Source organism: Knoellia sp. LjRoot47 (genome assembly GCF_964253435.1).
GTDB lineage: Bacteria > Actinomycetota > Actinomycetes > Actinomycetales > Dermatophilaceae > Knoellia.
The window spans coordinates 123,524-140,396 of record NZ_CAXUQS020000002.1 but is presented as its reverse complement, the minus strand read 5'-3'; the positions used below and the strand labels follow the sequence as shown (position 1 = coordinate 140,396).

The 16,873-nt window shown below is 71.8% G+C and carries 15 protein-coding genes; 7 read left to right on the top strand and 8 right to left on the bottom strand.

The genetic code is table 11. The features are described from left to right. The first annotated feature begins 13 nt into the window (after positions 1-13). From ACSQ11_RS15390 to ACSQ11_RS15380, 3 genes are read left to right on the top strand one after another with little or no spacing between them, the layout of a single operon-like run. Positions 14-883 (top strand): branched-chain amino acid ABC transporter permease, encoded by an 870-nt coding sequence (locus ACSQ11_RS15390; protein ID WP_436007086.1) that lies wholly within the window; start codon positions 14-16, stop codon positions 881-883. Continuing rightward, positions 880-1,911 (top strand): branched-chain amino acid ABC transporter permease, encoded by a 1,032-nt coding sequence (locus tag ACSQ11_RS15385; RefSeq protein ID WP_436007084.1) that lies wholly within the window; start codon positions 880-882, stop codon positions 1,909-1,911. The genes ACSQ11_RS15390 and ACSQ11_RS15385 overlap by 4 nt, the downstream gene beginning before the upstream one ends. After that, complete coding sequence (locus ACSQ11_RS15380) at positions 1,904-2,653, top strand: 3-hydroxybutyrate dehydrogenase (RefSeq protein WP_436007082.1); 750 nt, start codon at positions 1,904-1,906, stop codon at positions 2,651-2,653. Before ACSQ11_RS15385 ends, ACSQ11_RS15380 begins: the two co-directional genes overlap by 8 nt. A 6-nt stretch (positions 2,654-2,659) precedes the next feature. Here the strand turns inward: ACSQ11_RS15380 and ACSQ11_RS15375 are convergent, their stop codons facing one another. From ACSQ11_RS15375 to ACSQ11_RS15350, 6 genes are all read right to left on the bottom strand, one after another. Beyond that, entirely contained in the window at positions 2,660-3,799 is a 1,140-nt protein-coding gene (locus ACSQ11_RS15375) for a class I SAM-dependent methyltransferase (protein ID WP_436007080.1), read from the bottom strand. Between the two features lie 7 nt (positions 3,800-3,806). Beyond that, positions 3,807-5,342 (bottom strand): helix-turn-helix domain-containing protein, encoded by a 1,536-nt coding sequence (locus ACSQ11_RS15370; protein ID WP_436007078.1) that lies wholly within the window; start codon positions 5,340-5,342, stop codon positions 3,807-3,809. A 110-nt stretch (positions 5,343-5,452) separates the two neighbouring features. After that, complete coding sequence (locus ACSQ11_RS15365) at positions 5,453-7,591, bottom strand: 3-hydroxyacyl-CoA dehydrogenase NAD-binding domain-containing protein (RefSeq protein WP_436007077.1); 2,139 nt, start codon at positions 7,589-7,591, stop codon at positions 5,453-5,455. Position 7,592: 1 nt separating this feature from the next. After that, on the bottom strand, positions 7,593-8,804 hold the full coding sequence (locus tag ACSQ11_RS15360) for a thiolase family protein (protein ID WP_436007075.1): 1,212 nt from the start codon (positions 8,802-8,804) through the stop codon (positions 7,593-7,595). 229 nt (positions 8,805-9,033) lie between these two features. Then, complete coding sequence (locus tag ACSQ11_RS15355; RefSeq protein WP_436007073.1) at positions 9,034-10,359, bottom strand: HRDC domain-containing protein; 1,326 nt, start codon at positions 10,357-10,359, stop codon at positions 9,034-9,036. Continuing rightward, positions 10,359-10,943, bottom strand: a complete 585-nt coding sequence (locus ACSQ11_RS15350) for a DUF3000 domain-containing protein (protein ID WP_147066004.1) — start codon at positions 10,941-10,943, stop codon at positions 10,359-10,361. The genes ACSQ11_RS15355 and ACSQ11_RS15350 overlap by 1 nt, the downstream gene beginning before the upstream one ends. 67 nt (positions 10,944-11,010) lie before the next feature. Here ACSQ11_RS15350 and ACSQ11_RS15345 point away from each other — a divergent pair, with 67 nt between their 5' ends. After that, positions 11,011-11,844: an EamA family transporter gene (locus ACSQ11_RS15345; RefSeq protein ID WP_436007070.1), complete on the top strand. Its 834-nt coding sequence runs from the start codon at positions 11,011-11,013 to the stop codon at positions 11,842-11,844. Between the two features lie 103 nt (positions 11,845-11,947). After that, positions 11,948-12,976, top strand: coding sequence for a uroporphyrinogen decarboxylase (gene hemE / locus ACSQ11_RS15340; RefSeq protein WP_436007068.1), 1,029 nt, complete (start codon positions 11,948-11,950; stop codon positions 12,974-12,976). Here hemE and ACSQ11_RS15335 read toward each other — a convergent pair. Further along, a complete protein-coding gene (locus ACSQ11_RS15335; RefSeq protein ID WP_436007066.1) occupies positions 12,965-13,963 on the bottom strand; it encodes a DUF4349 domain-containing protein in 999 nt (332 codons plus the stop codon). The genes hemE and ACSQ11_RS15335 overlap by 12 nt on opposite strands. A 131-nt stretch (positions 13,964-14,094) precedes the next feature. On the opposite strand from ACSQ11_RS15335, the gene hemG reads away from it, so the two are divergent. Next, entirely contained in the window at positions 14,095-15,522 is a 1,428-nt protein-coding gene (hemG, locus tag ACSQ11_RS15330; protein WP_436007064.1) for a protoporphyrinogen oxidase, read from the top strand. Positions 15,523-15,526: 4 nt separating this feature from the next. Further along, positions 15,527-16,255, top strand: a complete 729-nt coding sequence (hemQ, locus tag ACSQ11_RS15325) for a hydrogen peroxide-dependent heme synthase (protein ID WP_436007062.1) — start codon at positions 15,527-15,529, stop codon at positions 16,253-16,255. 136 nt (positions 16,256-16,391) lie between these two features. Here the strand turns inward: hemQ and msrB are convergent, their stop codons facing one another. Then, the gene (msrB, locus tag ACSQ11_RS15320; RefSeq protein ID WP_436007060.1) at positions 16,392-16,832 is read right to left on the bottom strand and encodes a peptide-methionine (R)-S-oxide reductase MsrB; all 441 of its coding nucleotides are present in this window, start codon (positions 16,830-16,832) and stop codon (positions 16,392-16,394) included. Positions 16,833-16,873 lie beyond the last annotated feature (41 nt).

The window sequence follows — 16,873 nt, the reverse complement described above, 5'->3', positions numbered from 1 at the left end:
TCAGAGGTAGGCGATGAGCGCATTCATCCAGTACACGCTGCAGGGTCTGGCGACGGGCGGGTTCTACGCCCTCGCCGCCCTGGGGCTGGCCGTCATCTTCGGCGTCATGGGGGTGGTCAACTTCAGCCACGGCGCCATGTACATGCTCGGGGCCGTCGGCTCGGCCGTCCTCCTCGACGTCGCCGACGTGCCGTTCTGGGGTGCGCTCGTCATCGTGCCCATCCTGCTGTTCCTCTTCGGGATCCTCGTCGAGCGGCTGCTCGTGCGGTGGCTCCTCGGGCTCGACCCGCTCTACAACTTCCTCCTGACGTTCGGCCTCACGCTGCTCATCGTCGACCTGGTCAAGCGCCGTTACGGCGTCTCCGGGCTGCCGTACCAGCTGCCGGCCGGACTGGAGGGGCGGATCAACGTGGGCGGGTTGAGCCTGTCGAGCTACCAGCTGTTCGCGGCGTTCTTCTCGGTGGTGCTCTGCGTCGCCGTGTGGCTGCTGCTCACGAAGACACGGATCGGCATGATCGTCCGCGCCTCCACCGAGGACGCCGAGCGCACCCGCGCCCTCGGCATCAACGTGGGGCGCTGGGTCACGCCGGTGTTCGGCTTCGGCATCGCCCTGGCCGGTGTGGCGGGAGTCCTCGCGGCTCCGTTCCGCGCCATCACCGCCGACATGGGCAGCAACTTCATCATCATCCTGTTCGCCGTCGTCGTCATCGGCGGGCTCGGCTCGATCCTCGGCGCAGTCGTCGCCGGGTTCCTCGTCGGGCTCGTCGAGGCGTACGGCCAGGCCTACGCACCGTCCTTCGCGCAGGTCCTCATCTTCGTCCTCATGGCAGCGGTCGTCCTCGTCCGCCCGGCGGGACTCTTCGGCCGCGAGGAGGCCTCATGAGCGCCCAGCTCACCGACACCACGCGGGTCGAGACCGCGGCGTCGGCAGCACCCGACCGCAAGCTCAACCCGTTTCTGCGGGCCGGGCTGCTCGTCCTGGCACTGCTCGTCGTGCTCGCCCTGCCCTGGTACATCTACCCGCCGGTCGCGATGGACATCCTCGCGTGGGGCCTGTTCGCCATCTCGGTCGACCTGCTCCTCGGCTTCACCGGCCTGCTGAGCTTCGGGCACGCCGCCTTCTGGGGTACGTCGGCCTACGTCACCGGTCTCATCGCGATCCGTAGCGGCCTGCCGTTCCCGGTCGCCGTCCTCGGTGGCGCGCTCGTCGCGATGGTCCTTGCCGTGCCGACCGGCTACCTCGCGGTGCGGCGGACCGGCATCTACTTCGCGATGGTCACGCTGGCCTTCGCGCAGATGCTCTTCTTCCTTGCCAACCAGGCTCGTGACCTCACCGGCGGCGAGAACGGCCTGCAGGGAATCCCCAAGTCGTTCTTCGGGATCGAGCTCGTCGAGACCGACCCGTTCTACTTCTACTACGCCGCGCTGCCGCTCATCCTCCTCGGCGCGTTCGCGGCCTGGCGCACGGTGTCGTCGCCCTTCGGCCGCGTGCTGCTCGCCATCCGCGACAACCCGGCACGTGCCCGTGCCCTCGGCTACGACGTCGAGCGCTACAAGATCATGGTGTTCGTCATCTCCGCGGGCATCGCCGGCCTCGCCGGTGGCGTCTTCTCGGTGAGCCACGGCTTCGCCTCGCTCCAGGAGCTCATCTGGCAGACCTCCGGCAAGGTCGTGCTCATCACCGTCCTCGGCGGCATCGGCACCCTGTGGGGTGGCCCGCTCGGCGCCGCCGTCGTCGTCCTCCTCGAGGACCAGCTCGCATCCTCGGGCTTCAACGGCATCGGCATCATCACCGGCACGATCTTCGTGCTCATCGTCCTGCTCTTCCGCAAGGGCATCTGGGGCACCGGCGCGGACCTCATCGCCCGCGCCCGGGCTAGCCGCACGTCCTCCGGTCGTCGCGATGCTTGACGGGCGCACCGCCCTCGTCACGGGGGCCGGCAGCGGCATCGGCGCCGCCGTCGTCGAGCGGTTCGCCTCATGTGGAGCGAAGGTCCATGCCGTCGACATCGATAGGGGAGCGCTCGACGAGCTGGTCGCGCGCGTCGGCAGCGACCGCGTCATCCCGTGGGTGGTCGACCTCTCCGACCTCGGCGCTCACGAGCAGCTGCCCACCGACGTCGACGTCCTCGTCAACAACGCCGGCATCCAGCACGTCGCACCCGTGCACGAGTTCCCGGTCGAGGAGTTCGAGCGGATCCACCGGATCATGCTGCTCTCACCGTTCCGACTCGTGCGTGCCTGCCTCCCTCACATGTATGCCGGGGGCTGGGGTCGCGTCGTCAACGTCTCGTCCGTGCACGGGCTGCGCGCGAGTGCCTACAAGGCGGCCTATGTCGCCGCCAAGCACGGCCTCGAGGGGCTGAGCAAGGTCGTGGCCCTCGAGTCCGGCGACAGGGGCGTCACGAGCAACTGCATCAACCCGGCCTATGTGCGCACCCCGCTCGTCGAGAAGCAGGTGGCGGACCAGGCCGCGGCACACGGCATACCGGAGTCCGACGTGCTCGAGAAGGTCATGCTCACGCCGGTCGCCGTCAAGCGGCTCATCGAGCCGGTCGAGGTCGCCGACCTCGCCGCGTTCCTCTGCGGCCCGTCATCGGACTCGATCACGGGCAGTTCGTTCACGATGGACGGCGGCTGGACCGCCCACTGAGCGTGGTCAGGCGCGGCGGCGGCTCGACGTCACGGTGAACTTGCTCGTGCGGTGGACCTGCTTCGTCGAGCCGACGATCCGGTCGAGGATCGGGCGGTAGCGCAGCGACGAGTTCCACACGCACCAGAGCTCACCGCGCGGCTCGAGGGCTCGGGCGGCGTCGGCGAACAGCCGCTCGGCAAGGCCGGTGTGGACGGCGGCGCCGATGTGGAACGGCGGGTTGAGCACGATGAGCTGGGCCGAGGCCGACTCCACCGTCTCGAGCCCGTCGGCGCGGATCGCCTCGACGCGGTCGCTCACGCCGTTGGCGGCCGCGGTCTCGCGCGTCGATGCCGTCGCGGCCGCGGATTGGTCCGTGGCGAGGACGTGGAGGTCCGGGCGGGCCAGCGCCAGTGCGGACGCCACGACACCGCTGCCGCAGGCGAGGTCGATGGCGCGCTCGGCCGGGCGCATCGCGGGGATCTGCTCGAGGAGCAGCCGGGTGCCGATGTCGATCGACGTCCCGGCGAAGACGCCGCCGTGCGCGACCACGGTGAGTCGCGCGTCGTCGTGGCGCTCTCGTCGCGGCCACGACGACGACACGTCCGCGCGGGGAGCGGACGCGTGCAGCACGCGGGACTTCTGTCGGGCCAGGCTCGCCTGCACGTGCTGGAACGACTGCGAGAGAACGTCGTTCATGGTGCGCGACATGTGCTTGACGCGCCCGCCGGCGACGACCCGGACGTCCGGGCCGGCGTGCGCCGCGACCAGCTGGGCGATCTCGTCGAGCTCGTCGAGCGATCGCGGGAGCTGGAGCAGGACGACCCGCGCCCCCTCGACGAGTGACACGTCGAGGCGGTGGTGGGCGAACGGCATACGGGATCCGTCGTGGCCGAGACCACGACGCTGGGCATTCGCGACCAGCGCCCGTTCACCGAGGACGCCGTCCTGGTGCACGCGCACCCGCGAGGCGCCACGCTCGAGTGCTCCCAGCGTCAGCGCCCCGTGGGTGTCGCCGATGACCACGACGTCGTCAGTCCCGTCGGGCAGCGGTCCGGCCTCGTCGAGGACGAGCCGGTCGGTCGCGTCCCACGCCTGGAGGTTGCTGGCCTCGACGTCGGGCCAGCGGCGCAGGTCGCCGAAGTCGATCTCGGTGGAGTCGGTCACCGCCGCGTCAGATGTCGCGGAAGATCTCGATGGTCGCGCCGAGGGCGTTGAGGCGCTCGGCGAGGTCCTCGTAGCCGCGGTTGATGACGTAGACGTTGCGCAGCACCGAGGTGCCGTTGGCGGCGAGCATCGCGAGGAGCACGACGACGCCGGGACGCAGCGCCGGCGGGCACATGACCTCGGCCGGACGCCACTTGGCGGTGCGGCCGGTGATCATGACGCGGTGCGGGTCGAGCAGCTGGACCTGGGCGCCGACCTTGGTGAGCTCGGTGAGGTAGATCGCGCGGTTCTCGTAGACCCAGTCGTGGATCATCGTCGTGCCCTCGGCGCACGCGGCGATGAGCGCGAAGAACGGCAGGTTGTCGATGTTGAGGCCCGGGAAGGGCATCGGCGCGATCTTGTCGATCGGCGCGGTGAGCTGGCTGGGCAGGATCGTGAGGTCCGCCAGCCGGGTGTGGCCGTTCTTGGCGAGGTACTCGTCCGAGATCTCGTACTGCAGACCCATCCCGTCCAGGGTCGCGAGCTCGATCTCGAGGAACTCGATCGGCGCGCGCTCGATGGTGATCGAGGACTCGGTGACGACGGCTGCGGCGATGAGGCTCATGGCCTCGATCGGGTCCTCGCTGGGGGAGTAGTCGACGTCGACGTCGATGCTCTCGCAGCCGGTGACCTTGAGGGTTGTCGTGCCGATGCCCTCGATCGTCACACCGAGCTTCTCGAGGAAGAAGCAGACGTCCTGGACCATGTAGTTCGAGGAGGCGTTGCGGATGACCGTGGTGCCCGGGTGCAGGGCCGCGGCGAAGAGGACGTTCTCGGTCACGGTGTCGCCACGCTCGGTGAGGACGATGGCCTTCTCGGGGCGCGTGTTCTTGTCGACCTTGGCCTCGTAGAAGCCGTGCGTGGCCGCGACGTCGAGACCGAACGACTGCAGGGTCATGAGGTGCGGCTCGACCGTGCGGGTGCCGAGGTCGCAGCCACCGGCGTAGGGCAGCGAGAACGTGTCGAACTGGTGGAGCAGCGGACCGAGGAACATGATCACGGTGCGGGTACGACGGGCCGCGGCCACGTCGATCGACGCGAGGTCGAGGGTCGCCGGCGGGATGATCTCGAGGTCGCTCGTGCCCTCGAGCCAGCGGACCTTGACGCCCATCGAGGTGAGCACCTCGATGATCCGGTTGACCTCCTCGATGCGCGCGAGATTGCGCAGCGTGGTGCGGCCCTTGTTGAGCAGGGCGGCGCAGAGGAGGCCGACGGCGGCGTTCTTGCTGGTCTTGACGGGGATGGAGCCGGACAGCTTGGTGCCGCCGACGATCCGCAGGTGCTGGGGGCCGCTGTGGCCGAGGGAGACGAACTCGCTGCCCAACGTCTCGCCGACACGGGCGAGCATCTCGAGGCTGAGGTTCTGGCGGCCCTGCTCGATGCGGGCGACCGCGCTCTGGCTGGTGCCGAGCTTGTCGGCGAGCTCGTGCTGGGTCAGGCCCTGGTGGCGCCGGGCGTCCCGGATGAGGGTCCCGATTCGAGTGAGGTAGCTGGACTCAGTCATGCATTCCAGCGTATGTCATATGTGAGATAACGCAAGCCAGCGTGGTCGGGCAAAGGCGGAGCGGACGGCATACCTGCAGGTCAGGTATGCCGTCCGCCCACCTCCCGTCGTCAGGCCGGGACGCTGGCCGCCCCAGCGGGCAGGAAGCGCCGTCCCACGACCTTCTCGGAGATGCCCTCGCGGTCCAGCAGCGGGGTGAGCCCGCCGTTCCAGAACTGGAAGCCGGCGCCGGTGATGAGCGCCAGGTCGATGTCCATGGGGGCCTGCGCGACGCCCTCCTGGAGCATGAGGCCGACCTCCTCGGCGAGCACCGACAGCACACGCTCACGGACCTGGGCGGCGTCGAGCTCGACAGGGTTCTCGGGGGCGACCTGGGCGGCCTCGACCTCGGGGTCGACGACGGGGCGGCCGTCGACCATCTGGTAGTAGCCGGGCTTCTTCATCTCGACGATCTTCTGGAGGTTCGGCGAGACGTGGAACCGGTCGCCGAACGCCCGGTGGAGGGTCTCGCTGTTGTGCAGCGCGATGGCCGGGCCGACGAGGCCGAGCAGGACGAACGGCGGCATCGGCGCGAGACCGGCCACCGCCTTCTCGGCGACAGGGACGGGCGTGCCCTCGTCGACGATCCGGCTGAACTCGCCCATGAAGCGGCCGAGGAGGCGGTTGACGATGAACGACGCCGAGTCCTTGACGAGGATCGTCGTCTTCTTCAGGCCCTTGCCGGTGGCGAACGCCGTGGCGAGGGCCGCGTCGTCGGTCCGCTCACCGGGGATGATCTCGAGCAGCGGCATGACGGCGACCGGGTTGAAGAAGTGCAGCCCGACGACGCGCTCGGGGTGCTGGAGGTCCGCGGCCATCTTGGTGATCGAGAGCGAGCTCGTGTTGGAGGCGAGGACGCACTCGGGAGAGACGACGGCCTCCACCTCGGCCCACACCTGCTTCTTGACCGACATCTCCTCGAAGACCGCCTCGATGACGAGGTCGGCGTCGGCGAAGCCGTCCTTGCTCGTCGAGCCGGTGACGAGCCCGGTGAGGTGGTTGGCGCGGTCGCGCCCGATCTTGCCGGCCTCGAGGGACGTCGCGATCTCGCCATGGACCCAGGCGACGCCCTTGTCGACGCGCTCCTGGTCGAGGTCGGTCATGACGACCGGCACCTTGAGGTTGCGGGCGAAGAGCAGGGCGAGCTGGCTGGCCATGAGGCCGGCGCCGACGACGCCCACCTTGGTGACCTTGCGGGCGAGCGCCTTGTCGGGTGCGCCGGCGGGGCGCTTGGCCCGCTTCTGCACGAGGTCGAACGAGTAGAGCCCGGCGCGCAGCTCGTCGGAGAGGAGCAGGTCGGCCAGTGCCTCGTCCTCGGCGGCGAAGGCCTCGTCACGGGTGGAGGTGCGGGCGGCCTCGACGAGCGCGAGGGCACGCAGCGGACCGGGGGAGCGGCCGGCCGTCTTGGCGAGCACGAGGCCCTTGGCGGCCTTGAGGGCGGCGGCCCACTCGGCCTCATCACGGCTGACCTCGGGGCGGTCGACGGTGATGTCGCCGGAGATGACGCGGGCGGCCCACGCGATCGACTCCTCGAGGAAGTCGGCGGGCTCGAGCAGGACGTCACCGAGCCCGAGCTTGGCGGCGGCGGGTCCGCTGAGCATGCGATTGGTGTTCATCGGGTTCTCGATGATGACCTTGAGCGCGTTGGCGGGGCCGACGAGGTTGGGCAGCAGGTAGCAGCCACCCCACCCCGGCACGAGGCCGAGGAAGGTCTCGGGCAGGGCGATCGCCGGGACTCCGGCGCTGATCGTCCGGTAGTCGCACGACAGTGCCACCTCGACGCCTCCGCCCATCGCGGCGCCGTTGACGAACGCGAAGGTCGGCACGGGCAGGTCCATGATCGCGGCGAACGCGGCGTGGCCGGCCCGGGCGATCTCGAGCGCCTGGTCGCGGCTGCTCACCGTCGGCACACCGGAGAGGTCGGCGCCGACGGCGAAGATGAACGGCTTGCCGGTGATCCCGACGGCCTGGATCTCGCCGGCCTCGGCGCGCTGGCGGAGGGTGTCGACGGCGGCGTGGAGGCCGGCGATGCCCTCGGGGCCGAACGTGTTGGGCTTGGTGTGGTCGAAGCCGTTGTCGAGGGTGACGAGGGCGAGGGTGCCCCCGTCGCCGGGGAGAGCGACGTCGTGGACGAGGGCGCGGGTGACGACCTCGCCCCGCGGTGCGCGATCGACGGCCGCCGGAGCGTCGAGGGTGGTGGTGTCGGCCATGTCAGGCGTCCTTCCCGTAGTCGGCGTGGTGCGGGTTCTCCCAGATGACGGAGCCGCCCATGCCGATGCCGATGCACATCGCGGTGAGGCCGTAGCGGACCTCCGGGTGCTCCTCGAACTGGCGGGCGAGCTGGGTCATGAGGCGTACGCCGGAGGAGGCGAGCGGGTGGCCGGTGGCGATGGCGCCGCCGTACTCGTTGACGCGCGGGTCGTCGTCGGCGATGCCGAAGTGGTCGAGGAAGGCGAGCACCTGCACGGCGAACGCCTCGTTGAGCTCGAACAGCCCGATGTCCTCGATGGTGAGCCCGGCCTTGGCGAGGGCCTTCTCGGTCGCCGGGACCGGTCCGATGCCCATGACCTCGGGCTCGACGCCGACGAAGCCGAACGACACGAGCCGCATCTTCACCGGCAGGCCGAGCTCCTCGGCGGCGGTCTCCGAGGCGAGGATGCACGCGGTCGCTCCGTCGTTGAGACCTGCGGCGTTGCCGGCGGTCACGGAGCCGTGCGGGCGGAACGGCGTCTTGAGCCCGGCGAGCTCCTCGACGGTCGTGCCGGGGCGCGGCGGCTCGTCCTTCGTGGCGAGACCAGCGCCGCGCTCGGAGTGGCGGGTCGCCATCGGCACGAGGTCGGGTTGGATCTTGCCGGCCTCGTAGGCCTTCGCGAGCTTGGTCTGGCTGCCCACGGCATACGCGTCGGAACGCTCCTTGGTGAGCTGCGGGAACCGGTCGTGGAGGTTCTCGGCGGTGTTGCCCATCGAGAGCGCGGACTGGTCGACGAGCTTCTCGGCGAGCAGGCGTGGGTTGGGGTCGATGCCCTCGCCCATGGGGTGGCGGCCCATGTGCTCGACGCCGCCGGCGATGGCGATGTCGTAGGCGCCGAAGCCGATCGAGCTCGCGACGTTGGTCACGGCGGTCATCGCGCCGGCGCACATGCGGTCGACGGAGTAGCCCGGGGTCGTGTTGGGCAGGCCCGAGAGCAGGGCGGCGAGGCGACCGAGCGTGAGGCCCTGGTCGCCAGTCTGGGTGGTCGCGGCGATGGCGACCTCCTCGACCCGGTCCTTGGGGAGCTGGGGGTTGCGCTTGAGCAGCTCGCGGATGCAGCGGATGACGAGGTCGTCGGCGCGGGTCTGGGCATACATGCCCTTCTCGCCGGCCTTGCCGAACGGGGTGCGCACGCCGTCGACGAAGACGACCTCACTCAGGGTGCGGGGCACTTTGGGGCCTCTCTGGTCGGAGATGGGTGATGCTCCGCTCAGGCTACTAAGCGCCCGCTTAGTCGGGTATGCCGGTCGGCCGTGAGAGCCGTCACCTCACCCACCGACCCGCTTGCGTCTGCGACTTCGGTTGCTAGAGCCGCCACTTCCGCAGACGCAGCCGGACGGCATACGTTGCGTCTGCGACTTCGGTTGCTAGAGCCACCACTTCCGCAGACGCAAGGGGCCGTCAGTCGGCGTCGGGGTGGGCCTCGACGGCCCGGGCCAGCATCGGCGCGACGATGTCGGCCTGCCACTGGCGCACGCCGAGCCCGAGCAGGGCCTCGGTGAAGCCGTCGGCGTCCGGCGTGGCCGGCGGTCGCCAGAGGACACGGCGCAGGGGGTCGGGCGAGCAGACGTTCTCGACGGGGATCTCGTGCTGCTCGGCGTATGCCGTGAGCTCGGCTCGGGCGTCCGTCAGCCGCGCCGCGGCCACCGGGTCCTTGTCGGCCCACGAGCGCGCGGGCGGCGGGCCGTCGGAGCGCAGGGTCCGCTGCGGGAGATCGGCCTCGTCGAGGGCCTCCGCGCGTTTGACCGCCGCGACCCACTGGCGGCCGTAGCGGTTGATGGCGCGGTGACCGCTCGGCAGGTCCGACACCGAGGTCGGCGCGGCGGCGGCGATCGAGATGAGCCCAGCGTCCGGCAGCACCCGGCCGGGCGAGGTGTCGCGGTCCTGGGCGATGTCGTCGCGGGTGAACCAGAGCTCGCGCACGACGGCGATGCCGCGGCGGCTGCGGATGGTGTTCATGCCGCTGGTGCGCCGCCACGGGTCGACCTTCTCGGTCGGCTTCCACGACAGGAGTGACTCGAACTCCTGACGGGCCCACTCGGACTTGTCCTGTCGGGCGAGGTCGACACCCATGAGGTTGCGCAGCTCGGTGAGGACCTCGACGTCGAGAGCGGCGTAGCGCAGCCACGGCTCGGGCAGCGGACGGGTCGACCAGTCGACGGCAGAGTGCTCCTTGGCCAGGGCGAGCCCGAGGTAGTGCTCGACCACGGCGGCGAGCCCGACGCGGGGGAGGCCGAGCAGGCGGGCGGCGAGCTCGGTGTCGAAGAGCTGGCGCGGGCGCAGGCCCACCTCGGCGAGGCAGGCGAGGTCCTGCGTCGCGGCGTGCAGGATCCACTCCGCACGTCCGATCGCGTCGTCGAGCGGGCTGAGGTCGGGGCAGGCGATGGGGTCGATGAGCCAGGTGCCTGAACCCTCGCGCCGCACCTGGACGAGGTAGGCGCGCTGCCCGTAGCGGTAGCCCGACGCCCGCTCGGCGTCGACGGCGACGGGCCCCTCGCCGGCGGCGATGGCGGCGGCCGCCTCGCTCAGGCCGCGCTCGGTCTCGACGACGTGGGGCACGCCCTCGGCCGGCTCGTCGAGCGGGATGGGCGGCGGGGTCTGCGGGGCGTCGGGCGCGGCTTCGGGTGCGTCGGCGTCGGTGCTCATGTCAGGGGCCGAGTCGTCGGCGGGCGCGTCGTCGGCGCGCGTCGCGACCGTGGCGTCGGGGCCGGTGCTGTCGGAGCCCATCAGCGCCGCGGCCCGGGGAGGGCCACGACACCCTCGGGCAGCGGGGGGAGGCCCGCGATGGTGCACAGGAGGTCGGACCAGGCCAGCAGGTGGGTGCCGGCGTCGGGGCCGATCGGCGTCCACGACGCGCGGACCTCCATCTCGACGCTGGCCGGGCGGTCGGACAGCCCGGCGAAGCTCTGGCTCACGACCCGCGTCACGGTGCCGGCCTCGGCCGTCGCCTCGACGCCGCGGCCCGCGAGGGCGTCGACGAGCCAGGTCCAGCCCACCTCGCCGAGGAGGGGGTCGGCGGCGAGCTCGGGCTCGAGCTCGGCACGGGCGAACGTCACCGCGCGCCACTCGCCACCCCACGGCTCGGGCGCCGACGGGTCGTGCAGGAGGACGAACCGACCCGACGCGAGCTCCTCGTCGTCGCCGGCGGAGCCGAGCACGTCGGCGGTGAGGGCGACGGCATACGGCGCGATGCGCTGGGGGGCGGGCACCTCGGTGATCCGGACCTCGGGACGCAACCGGACGTGCCTCAGGGCCTCGAGCGCCGCGGTGAACTCCGGGGACTCGCGGCCGGGAAGGGAGCGTGTTGCCACCCCATGAGGGTATGCCGGGAGGCGGGCTTCGCGGGGCAGGGCACGCCGGTCGCCCTAGGCTGCCAGCGTGCTCTCCCTCCTCGCGCTCGCGTCGTCGGCGGTCTGGGGGACCTCGGACTTCTTCGGCGGGCTCGTGGCCAAACGCCTCCCGGCCATCGCCGTCGTGGGAGTGACGCAGGGGCTGGCGCTGGTCCTCCTGTCGTGCGTCCTGCTCGTCCGGCTCGCTCTCGGGCACCCGCCGGAGTTCGGCGCGTGGCTCGCCTGGGCGATGCTCGCGGGGCTCGCGGGCGCCACGGGGCTCGTCGCGTTCTACACCGCGCTCGCGAGCGGGACCATGGGTGTCGTCGCGCCGGTGGCCTCGATGGGTGTCGTCGTCCCCGTGGTGCTGGGCGTGGCCACGGGGGAGACCCCGTCGTCGTGGGTGTGGGTCGGCATCCTCGTCGCCGTCATCGGCATCGTCCTCGCGTCCGGGCCCGAGCTCTCCGGTGCGGTGTCACCGCGTCCGGTCCTGCTGGCCGGCATCGCGGCGGTCTCCTTCGGCACGGCCCTGTTCTCGCTCGACCGGGCCGCGCGCGAGTCCCTGCTCATGGCGCTCTGGGGGATGCGCGCCACGTCGGTGACGATGTTCGTCGTCGTGGCGCTGGTGCCGCGCTCGGTCGGTGGCACCCGCCGGGCGGACCTCCCGCAGCTCGCCCTCATCGGCTCGGCCGACCTGCTCGCCAACGCGCTCTACGCCACCGCGTCCTCGCGCGGGCAGGTGAGCATCGCCGCGGTGCTCGGCTCGCTCTACCCCGTCGCCACGATCCTGCTCGCCCGGCTCGTGCTGCGGGAGCGGCTGCGCGCGATCCAGCAGGTCGGGGTCCTCTGTGCCCTCGCCGGCGCCGCCGTCATCTCCCTCTGACGACTGATTGCCCCACGGTGAGGCGAGGAGCGCAGCGAGGCGCCTCACCGTGGGGCAATCAGCGGGGTTCGGGGGGCCGGTGCGCGGATGAGAGGATCGCGCCGTGATCGCCGACAGCCCGCTCGTCCTTGCCGCCACCCGCCAGCCGGTCCCGCACACCCCCGTGTGGTTCATGCGCCAGGCCGGTCGGTCGCTGCCCGAGTACCGCGAGCTGCGCGAGGGCACGGACATGCTCGACGCGTGCCGCACGCCCGACCTCGTCACCGAGATCACGCTCCAGCCGGTGCGCCGCCACAAGGTCGACGCCGCGATCTTCTTCAGCGACATCGTCGTCCCGGTCGCCGCCGTGGGGGTCGACCTCAGCATCGTCCCCGGCACCGGACCGGTGGTCGCCGAGCCGTTCCGGACCCGTGCCGACCTCGACCGGCTGCCCGACCTCACGCCGGACATGATCCCGGACATCACCGAGTCGGTGCAGCGCCTCGTCGCCGAGCTCGGCAGCACCCCCCTCATCGGCTTCGCCGGGGCGCCCTTCACCCTCGCCTCCTACCTCGTCGAGGGTGGACCGTCCAAGACGCACGAGCGGACCAAGGCGCTCATGCACGGCGACCCGCAGCTCTGGAACGACCTCTGCGAGCGACTCGCCCAGATCTCCGGCGCCTTCCTCCGGGCGCAGGTCGAGGCCGGCGCCAGCGCCATCCAGCTCTTCGACTCGTGGGTGGGCGCGCTCCCGCGGGCCGACTACACGGCATACGTGCAGAGGCACTCGACCGCAGCGCTCGCCGCGGTGGCCGACCTCGGCGTGCCGCGCATCCACTTCGGCGTCGGGACCGGCGAGCTGCTCGACCTCATGGGCGAGGCCGGCGCGGACGTCGTGGGCGTGGACTACCGCGTCTCGCTCACCGATGCCGTCGCACGCCTCGGTGACTCGTATGCCGTGCAGGGCAACCTCGACCCGGCTCTGCTCGGTGCGCCCTGGGAGGTCCTCGAGGCCCGGGTGCGCGCCATCGTCGACGAGGGCCGCGTCGCCCCCGGCCACATCTTCAACCTCGGCCACGGCGTCCCGCCGCACGCCGACCCCGACGTCCTCACGAGGATCGTCGAGGTCGTGCACGAGCACTCAGCCCGCTGACCCCGGGGGCACCGGTCCCGAGGGTCCCGCCGGGCCGAACGGTCCGATGGGTCCGGCAGGTCCGGCCGTGGCGGCGAGCGGCGCGGCCCCGAGCCGGCGACGACGCACCCACCAGAGCACCGGGACGAGGACGAGCCCGATGGCGACCGCGAACGGCAGGACCGCGCCCACGACGGTCGCGAGGACCGCGGCCGACGTGACGAACGCCTTCCACCCGGACCGCAGGCCCGACAGGAACCCGCCCGCGGCGACCGGTTCGTAGTCGTCGGTCGAGAGCGTGATCGAGATCGGCGACATCGTCACCGAGTCCTTGAGGCTGTCGAGCTGGGCCGTGAGCGAGTCGAGCTCGGCCTGGCGCTGGGAGAGCTCGCTCTCGAGGGCGACGAGGTCGTTGACCGTCGAGGCCTTGGCGAGCAGGTCACGGATCCGGGCGACGCTGGCGGTCATCGACGTCACGCGTGCCTGGGTGTCGACGTAGGTTCCGGTGACGTCCTCGCTCGAGCTGTTGCGGAACTGGACGTCACCGACCTTCTCGATGAGCGAGATGGTCGACTCGAGCGAGCTGGACGGCACGCTGATCGTGATCGAGCCGGAGGTGTCGCCGCGCTCGCCGGAGTAGAGCTCCTCGCTCACCACGACACCGCTCTGCTGGGCGGCGATCGAGCGGATCCGTTGTGCCGCACCCGGAAGCGAGCCCACCTTGAGCTGCAGGTTGGCGCGGCGAACGAGCTTCTGCCCGGCGCTGGCACGCGCGGACTCGGGGGACACGGCGTCGACTGCACGACCGCCCGTGTCGCCGTCGGCGGACTTGCCTGCCGAGTCCTGCTGCGCGCTGGTGCCGGAGTCGCCACCCGCGCTGGTGCTCGCCGAGTCGTCGCCGCCACCGCTGCAGGCGCCCAGTGCGCCCAGGGTGAGCAGCCCGGCGAGCGCCGCGCCGACGACGCGGTGGGCCCGACGACGTCGCCGGCGAGGAAGGTGGGTGCTCATGGTGTCTCTCCATTCCTCCGGGCTGCCCCGGCACGGCGGTGTGCCTGTCGAGGGTGAGACTCCTCCCGGGCGGTCACCGGTTCCGCACACTCGGGTCACGATGTGGTGACGGCCGGTGAGAGAGTGGCGAGGTGACCCCAGAGAGCAGCATCGACCCCACGGTCCGCACCGTCGTCGTCATCGGGGGAGGTCTCGCCGGGCTCACCGCCGCGCGTGACCTGCTCGTCGCCCGCCCCACGACCCGGGTCGTCGTCCTCGACGCGTCGGACCGAGTGGGGGGCAAGCTGCGCCGCGAGTCGATCGCCGGTCACCTCGTCGACGTCGGTGCCGAGGCGATGCTGGCCGTACGACCCGAGGCGGTCGACCTGCTGGGGGAGCTCGCCGACCTGTCCGACGTCGTGAGCCCCACGACCACATCGGCCCGCGTGTGGTCGCGGGGTGCGCTTCATCCGTTGCCGCGCACCAGGATCGGCATCCCCTTCGCCGGCTCCGACGTGTCGGGTCTGCTCACCGACGAGGAGGCCGACCGGATGCGGGCGGAGTCCGAGGCGCCCGAGGTGGGCGACGACGTCTCGGTCGGCGACTACGTCGCGGCGCGGCTCGGTGACGCCGTCGTCGACCGTCTCGTCGAGCCCCTGCTCGGGGGTGTGTATGCCGGCCGGTCCCGTGAGCTGTCCCTGCGCGCGACGATGCCCGCCGTGTGGGCGACGGCCGCGAGCGGTGGTTCGCTGCTCGCCGAGCCGGCGGTCGACCCGCAGGTGGGCAGGTCGCGGCCGCCGTTCGTCGGGTTGCGCGGAGGCGTCGGGCGGCTGCCGGAGCTGCTCGCCGCCGACGTCGTGGCGCGCGGGGGAGTCATCGAGTCGGGGGTCATCGCGCGAGGTGTCGAGCGCACGGCCCAGGGGTGGTCCGTCCTCACCGGCCCGACGACCCGGCCTCGCCTCGTCGAGGCCGACGCCGTGGTCGTGGCCGTTCCGCCGCCCGCGGCATCCCGACTGCTCGGAGGGGTCGCCCCGGCGGCCGCGGCACCGCTCGGCGAGATCGAGATGGCGTCGGTCGCCGTCATCACCCTGGCGGTCCCGGCGGCCCAGGTCTCCTCGTGGCCGGGCTCCGGCTTCCTCGTGCCACCCGTCGACGGCCGGGGCATCAAGGCCAGCACCTTCAGCTCGGCCAAGTGGGGGTGGCTGGCCGCGGAAGGGGACGGGACGGCATACGTGCGGGCGTCCGTGGGGCGAGCGGGCGAGAACGCGACGCTCCAGCGGGACGACTCCGACCTCGTCGCGCTCGCGGCGCTCGAGATCGCCGAGGCCGTCGGCGCCCCTCCTCTCACCGTCGTCGACAGCCAGGTGCAGCGGTGGGGCGGCGGGCTGCCGCAGTACACCGTCGGCCACGTCGACCGGGTGGCCCGCGTGCGCGCTGCAGTGGCCGAGGTACCGGGGATCGCCGTGGCCGGGGCGGCCTACGACGGCGTCGGCATCCCGGCTGTCATCGCGTCCGCGCGGCTCGCGGCCGAGGCGACCACCACCCACCTCGATGGGCTGGCGGGGCGGGCGCGAGAATGAGGCCATGAGCACCCCGACCGGTCGTCCCGCCCCGAGCAAGCCCAGCCCCGCGCGGATGCGCGAGATCAACGAGTCGATCCGCTACACGATGTGGTCGGTGTTCGAGGTGACCGAGCGGCTCGGCGACGGCGACCGGGCCGCGATGGCTGCCGAGGTCGAGGAGCTCGTGGCGGAGCTCGAGTCGCGCGACGTCGTCGTGCGCGGGTTCTACGACGTCGCGGGCCTGCGCGGCGACGCCGACCTCATGGTGTGGTGGCACGCCGAGCGGATCGAGGACCTCCAGGACGCCTACCACCGGTTGCTGCGCACCGAGTTCGGCGGGCACCTGTCGTCGGTGTGGTCCAACGCGGCGCTGCACCGTCCGGCGGAGTTCAACAAGAGCCACGTGCCGGCGTTCCTCGCCGGTGAGGAGCCGCGCGACTACATCTGCGTCTACCCGTTCGTGCGGTCCTACGAGTGGTACCTCCTCGAGGACGCCGAGCGCCGCGACATGCTGCGCGAGCACGGCCAGATGGCGCGCGACTACCCCGACGTGCGGGCCAACACGATCTCGTCGTTCGCGCTCGGCGACTACGAGTGGATCCTCGCGTTTGAGGCCGACGACCTGCACCGCATCGTCGACCTCATGCGCGACCTGCGGCCCTCGCGGGCCCGGCTGCACGTGCGCGAGGAGGTCCCGTTCTTCACGGGCCCGCGCGTCGCCGTCGCCGACCTCATCGCCCGCCAGCGCTGAGCCCGGGCCGGCGGCGCCTTTGGGGGCGGCCGGGTGGGCGTCGCACCGGCACGACCGGCGCAGAACGTGACGAGGGGCGCACCCATGGGTGCGCCCCTCGTGGTTTTGTGCGCCGCTGGCCGCGACGACGGGTGGGTCAGGCGTTGTCGCCGGCGCCGTCGGTCGGGCGCAGGGTGAGGGCGATGCTGTTCATGCAGAACCGCTGGTCGGTCGGGGTGTCGTAGCCCTCGCCCTCGAAGACGTGGCCGAGGTGGCTGCCGCAGGTGGCGCAGCGGACCTCGGTGCGCGGACGGCCGGGCAGGGAGGCGTCCTCGAGGAACTGGACCGAGTCGCCGGCGAGCGGCGAGTAGAAGGACGGCCAGCCGCAGTGGCTGTCGAACTTGGTCTCCGACGTGAAGAGCTCCGCGCCGCAGGCCCGGCACGAGTAGACGCCCTCGGTCTTGGCGTCGGTGTACTCGCCCGTGTAGGGGCGTTCGGTCCCGGCCTGGCGCAGGACGGCGTACTCCTCCGGGCTGAGCTCGGAGCGCCACTCCTCGTCGGACTTGGTGACGGCATACGTGTGGTTGGTGGACTCCATGTCATGAGCAAACCACGAGACCCCCGGGATCGTTCCCGAGG

What these genes read in the sequence shown, in the direction of transcription:
- ACSQ11_RS15390 (WP_436007086.1), top strand. Translation starts at nt 14, where the DNA reads ATGAGCGCATTCATCCAGTACACGCTGCAGGGTCTGGCGACGGGCGGG.
- ACSQ11_RS15385 (WP_436007084.1), top strand. Translation starts at nt 880, where the DNA reads ATGAGCGCCCAGCTCACCGACACCACGCGGGTCGAGACCGCGGCGTCG.
- ACSQ11_RS15380 (WP_436007082.1), top strand. Translation starts at nt 1,904, where the DNA reads ATGCTTGACGGGCGCACCGCCCTCGTCACGGGGGCCGGCAGCGGCATC.
- ACSQ11_RS15370 (WP_436007078.1), bottom strand. Translation starts at nt 5,342, where the DNA reads ATGACTGAGTCCAGCTACCTCACTCGAATCGGGACCCTCATCCGGGAC.
- ACSQ11_RS15365 (WP_436007077.1), bottom strand. Translation starts at nt 7,591, where the DNA reads ATGGCCGACACCACCACCCTCGACGCTCCGGCGGCCGTCGATCGCGCA.
- ACSQ11_RS15355 (WP_436007073.1), bottom strand. Translation starts at nt 10,359, where the DNA reads ATGGGCTCCGACAGCACCGGCCCCGACGCCACGGTCGCGACGCGCGCC.
- ACSQ11_RS15335 (WP_436007066.1), bottom strand. Translation starts at nt 13,963, where the DNA reads ATGAGCACCCACCTTCCTCGCCGGCGACGTCGTCGGGCCCACCGCGTC.
- hemQ (WP_436007062.1), top strand. Translation starts at nt 15,527, where the DNA reads ATGAGCACCCCGACCGGTCGTCCCGCCCCGAGCAAGCCCAGCCCCGCG.
- msrB (WP_436007060.1), bottom strand. Translation starts at nt 16,832, where the DNA reads ATGGAGTCCACCAACCACACGTATGCCGTCACCAAGTCCGACGAGGAG.